We start from the raw sequence: 4599 nt of genomic DNA, 5'->3' as shown, positions 1-4599 counted from the left end.
GGGGTGACTACACGAAAGTGACGTATCTGCACGGAAAGGGCGAACGGATAGCGAACGTCACGCGGCAAGTAGGGAGTTGACGGCGCGCAGCGGTCGCAAGGCGTCCGGATCGGGTTGATCTTCAACATTCCAGCTATAGTCACCGGTCAGCGAGATATGCTCCCAGCCCAATGGCGCGATGTGGCGTGCGATTTCGTCGGCTGTGCCGATGTCCGCCAGCGCCATTTCGAGATAGCGAGTGTTCCACAAGATGATGGCGGCGACGAGCAGGTTGAGGCCGGAGGCGCGATAGGTCTGGTTCTCGAACCGACGATCGCGCAGTTCGCCGAGCTGGTTGAAGAAGAGCGCGCGGGCGAGCGCGTTGCGGGCTTCGCCTTTGTTGAGGCCCGCCTGGGTGCGCCGGCGCAGGTCGATGTCGCGCAGCCAGTCGAGCATGAAAATGGAGCGTTCGAGGCGGCCCAGCTCGCGTAGTGCGAGGGCCAGTCCGTTCTGTCGCGGATAGGCGGACAAGCGGCGCAGCATTGCCGAAGCAGTGACGGTGCCGGTGCGGATCGACGTGGCGAACCGCAGCAGTTCGTCCCAATGCGCCGCGACATGACCCAATGCGATCGGTTCGGCCGTCATGCCGGCAAGCAAGGGGCCGGATTCTTGGCCGGGAAGGAGGTGTAAACGACGCTCCTTGATGTCGCGCAGGCGCGGCGCGAAGCGGTAGCCGAAGAAGGGCATGAGGCCGAACACATGGTCCGATGCCCCGCCCGTATCGGTGTAGTGCTCCTCGATCGTCAGGCCGGTCTGGTGATACAGCAAGCCATCCAGCACATAGGGCGCTTCGCCAGCGGTCGCCGCGATCACCCGACTTGCGAAGGGGTCATATCGATCCGAGACATGGGTGTAGAAGGCAACGCCTGGTTCGTTGCCGCTGCGCGCGTTGATGTCGCCGATCGCGGCCCCACGGCCCCCGGCATGAAATTGCTGTCCGTCGCTCGACGAAGTGGTGCCGTCTCCCCACAGCGCGGCGAGCGGCATGGCGCGATGGGCGTCGATCAGCCTTCCCAACGCTTCGCCATAGGCGGCTTCGCTGATGTGCCAGTCGTGAAGATGGGCGAGCTGACGCAGACTTGCGCCCCGGCAGGTTTCCGCCATGCGTGTGAGGCCGAGATTGATGCCATCGGCGAGGATGACCGTGAGCAGCGCATTGCGATCGTCGGCTTCCCGGCCCGAACGACGATGGATGAAGCATTCGCTGAACCCGGTCCAGGCATCGACCTCCAGCAGAAGATCGGTGATCTTCACGCGCGGCAGTCGATCATAGGCGGCGCGACGGGCAATCTCGGTGGCGGGCGGTGTTGCCGCCTTCAGCGGCGAGATGATGAGACCGTTTTCGTCAAGCTTAACCTGGGGCAGCTCCCCTTGCCGTGCAAGGACCGTTACCTGCTCGATCGCCGTGTCGAGCCTGGTGCGCCGTTCCTCGATATGGCGCTCGAAATCCGTTTCGATGGCGAGCGGCAACGGCCCCTTCTCGCGCAGCGCCGCAAAGGTCGCCGGCGGTATGAGATAGCTGTCGAAATCGCGAAACTGCCGGCTTCCCGCGACCCATATATCCCCGGCTCGCAACCGCTCGCGTAGTTGCGACAAGGCGCATAGTTCATAAGCGGCACGATCAACGATGCCATCCCGCAGGACGAACGGGCGCCATGCGGGCGGCACAAAGCGTAGCGGCACGCGATCAGGCAAGCGCCGTTTGCCGGTCCGATATAGCTCCGCGATGATGGCCAGCGCTGACAGGAGCCCCTGAACCGCGCCGGCGCCGCGAAACTCGAAGGCGTTGAGAAAAGCGCCGACAAAGAGCTTCACCGTCCGATGCCGCTCGATCAATTCGGCGGTGCGATCGACGGTTTCCGGTCGCCCGAGCACTTCGGCCTGCTCGACGGCCACGGCGAAGTGCTGCCAGTCCAGCGCCTCGATCTGCGCCAGAGAATCCACGCCCTTGCTGCGCGCGTCGATGAGGAGGCGGCAAGACCCCGTGAGCGTCCGGAGGTGGCCTTGCAACTCGCGCACCGTCTTGAGGGCTTTGTCGCGGGTCCGGTTCTCGGCGCGGCGCGCCATGCTGCCCAACAGCTTGTCGAACATCGTCAGGGTGGCGTCGGTCAGGCTTTCCTCAAGCCGGATGCCGGTTGCCGCCAGCGTCGCATGGCGGCGCAGGGCATTGAGTTCGCCAAGGTGCTGGGGTGTGATGCGGCTGCCTTCGTCCGCCAGCCTGTCAAAAGTCAAAGCCGGGATCATGTCGGCACGGGCGCGATCGAGGCCCAGCGCGCGGATATAGGCGAGCCGTTCGATCAGGCGCAGGATGTTGCGCGCTGCCGGCGATTGTGGCGCATTGCGCATCCAGGATAGCCATGTCGCGACCTGCCCCGGTCGTCGGGCCAGCAAATCGTCCAGGCCCTGAAGGGTGTCAGGCAGCAGGCCATTCGTGAGCACTTCATAGGTAAGCTGTTCGGCTTGCTGGCGCGCCCGCCGCAGCACCGCTTCGAGAATCGACGGAGAAGGCAGGAGGATCTGCAGGCGCCGGAGTTCATCGACGATGACGTCTGCCATCTGGCCGGGGTGTATGATGGTCTGCGCGATTGGGACCGAGAAGGCGACAACTTCACGGAAAGCGTTGCGGTCAAAAATCCTGAACCCGTGCGATCGTCGGATTTCGACGAGATGCTCGCGACGGGTCTGGTCCCGATGGGCATAATCCGCGAAGGCTGCCGGCGCGACGCCGAGTTGCTGCGCCACATAGGCGAGCACAGGAGCGGGCGGGACTTCGCCCGCTTCCAGCGCACGGCCAGGCCATCTCATATATAGCATGAGCATCGCATAGCCGAGCCGGGTGGCATCGCCGCGACGGCGGCCGACAATTTCCAGGTCGTCGCTGGTCAGCGTATAATGACGCGCGATCTCGCGCTCATCGAGCGGCGCGCCATAATGCCTCGCCCAGATTTCCAGGCTCACCAGTCGCCGTCTCGCCAAGCATCATCTCCTTCGCTTTGCGTGTCCGTCAGACGGTCCTCTGGCGGCCAACAGGAATATGTCCGTTAACTCTGGACCTGTAACGGCGATTCGGACAAGATCGCATAATGACGGGAAAACGGACAGGATCGGGCATCATGTGGCGCTGATCGGCTATGCGCGCGTCTCGACCGCAGACCAGAAGCTGTCGCTCCAGCTTGACGCGCTGAACACTGCCGGGTGCGACCGTATATTCGACGATCACGCATCCGGGGCAAAAGCCGATCGGCCTGGCCTAACCGAAGCGCTCGCCTATTTGCGCCCCGGCGACACGCTGGTGGTCTGGAAACTCGACCGCCTCGGCCGCTCGATGAGCCACCTGATCGAGAAGGTCGGCGAGCTTGCGGCGCGCGGCATCGGGTTCCGCTCACTCACCGAGAATATCGACACCACCACTTCGGGCGGCATGCTGGTGTTCAACATCTTCGGCTCGCTGGCCCAATTCGAGCGTGACCTGATCCGTGAACGCACTCATGCCGGCCTCAAGGCCGCACGCGAGCGGGGCAACAAGGGTGGTCGCCGGCCTGTCGTTACCCCCGACAAACTACGTAAAGCGCGGGCGCATATCGCAGCGGGCCTCACTGTTCGTGAGGCGGCGGCCCGGCTCAAGATCGGCAAAACCGCCCTATACAAGGCTCTGGAAAACGCGTGAAACCGCTGGCGATCAAGAACTCGTGGGTGCTGGTCACAGGGGCTTCGACCGGTTTGGGCAGAGCGTCCGCCCTCCGCTTGGCGGCATCGTACCAGGCCAAGCCCCTGATTGTTGGACGAAGGCTCGACAACTTGCGGGAGCTACAGACCGAAATTGACGAGCGGTTCAATGTGCCGTGCGAGATTATAGTGGCTGATCAACGTGAAATCGAGGGCAGGGAGAAAATCGCGGCTAAGGTTGCAGAATTGCAAGTAACAGCCGCTTTGTTGGTTGCCGGAATGACGAGCGTTGGTTCATTTGATGCAGGCCGTGCCGACACTTATGCCGAGGTAATTGAAACAAACATACTCGGTTTCACGGATTTGCTGGCTCGCCTGATTGCGATTTTCAGGGAGCAGCCGTTTGAATCCTCAGTAATCGCCGTGTCGAGCCTGGCGGGCGAAACATCCGTGCCCTTCCAAGCGGTCTACGGCGCGTCGAAAGCCTATGTGAGCACCCTCATGCGAGCGCTTTCCGTGGAGCTTGCCGGGACGGGAGTGAGTGTTGGGTCTTTTGCACCCGGTGGAATCGACACAGACATGGCTGCCCTCAGCGATTTGAAGTGGGGGAGGTTGGGTTCGATGGACGTTGACCGGTGCGCGGCCCATGCAGTCCACGCTCTGGTTTATCGGCAATCCTTCGCCATACCGGGGATGGGCAACCAGCTCACATATTTGGCGAGCAGGGTTCTACCTCGATCGTTGGTCAATCGGATTGCCGCCCTCCCATATCGGCGCCCGTAGGGCGGCACCACATAAAAGGGGCAGGAAAGCCTGCGAATAGCATCTGCTGGCATCGTACCGGATTTGTTCGCCCTTAGCGTGCAGATACGTCACTTTCGTGTAGTCACCCCT

The 4599-nt window shown here is 62.6% G+C and carries 3 protein-coding genes; 2 read left to right on the top strand and 1 reads right to left on the bottom strand.

What is annotated here, in order from left to right:
- Positions 1-57 precede the first annotated feature (57 nt).
- The gene (locus AX735_RS03800) at positions 58-3015 is read right to left on the bottom strand and encodes a Tn3 family transposase (protein WP_031286087.1); all 2958 of its coding nucleotides are present in this window, start codon (positions 3013-3015) and stop codon (positions 58-60) included.
- A gap of 139 nt (positions 3016-3154) precedes the next feature.
- Between AX735_RS03800 and AX735_RS03795 the strand changes: the two genes are divergently transcribed.
- Together AX735_RS03795 and AX735_RS03790 are read left to right on the top strand one after the other, a co-directional pair.
- Positions 3155-3706, top strand: a complete 552-nt coding sequence (locus tag AX735_RS03795) for a recombinase family protein (RefSeq protein WP_004213210.1) — start codon at positions 3155-3157, stop codon at positions 3704-3706.
- Positions 3703-4488 (top strand): SDR family NAD(P)-dependent oxidoreductase, encoded by a 786-nt coding sequence (locus tag AX735_RS03790; protein ID WP_066114998.1) that lies wholly within the window; start codon positions 3703-3705, stop codon positions 4486-4488. Before AX735_RS03795 ends, AX735_RS03790 begins: the two co-directional genes overlap by 4 nt.
- Positions 4489-4599 lie beyond the last annotated feature (111 nt).

It is taken from the genome of Blastomonas sp. CCH1-A6 (genome assembly GCF_001556365.1).
Taxonomy (GTDB): Bacteria; Pseudomonadota; Alphaproteobacteria; order Sphingomonadales; family Sphingomonadaceae; genus Blastomonas; species Blastomonas ursincola.
The sequence above is the reverse complement of the archived record's forward strand: the minus strand, read 5'-3'. Positions and strand labels throughout refer to the sequence as shown.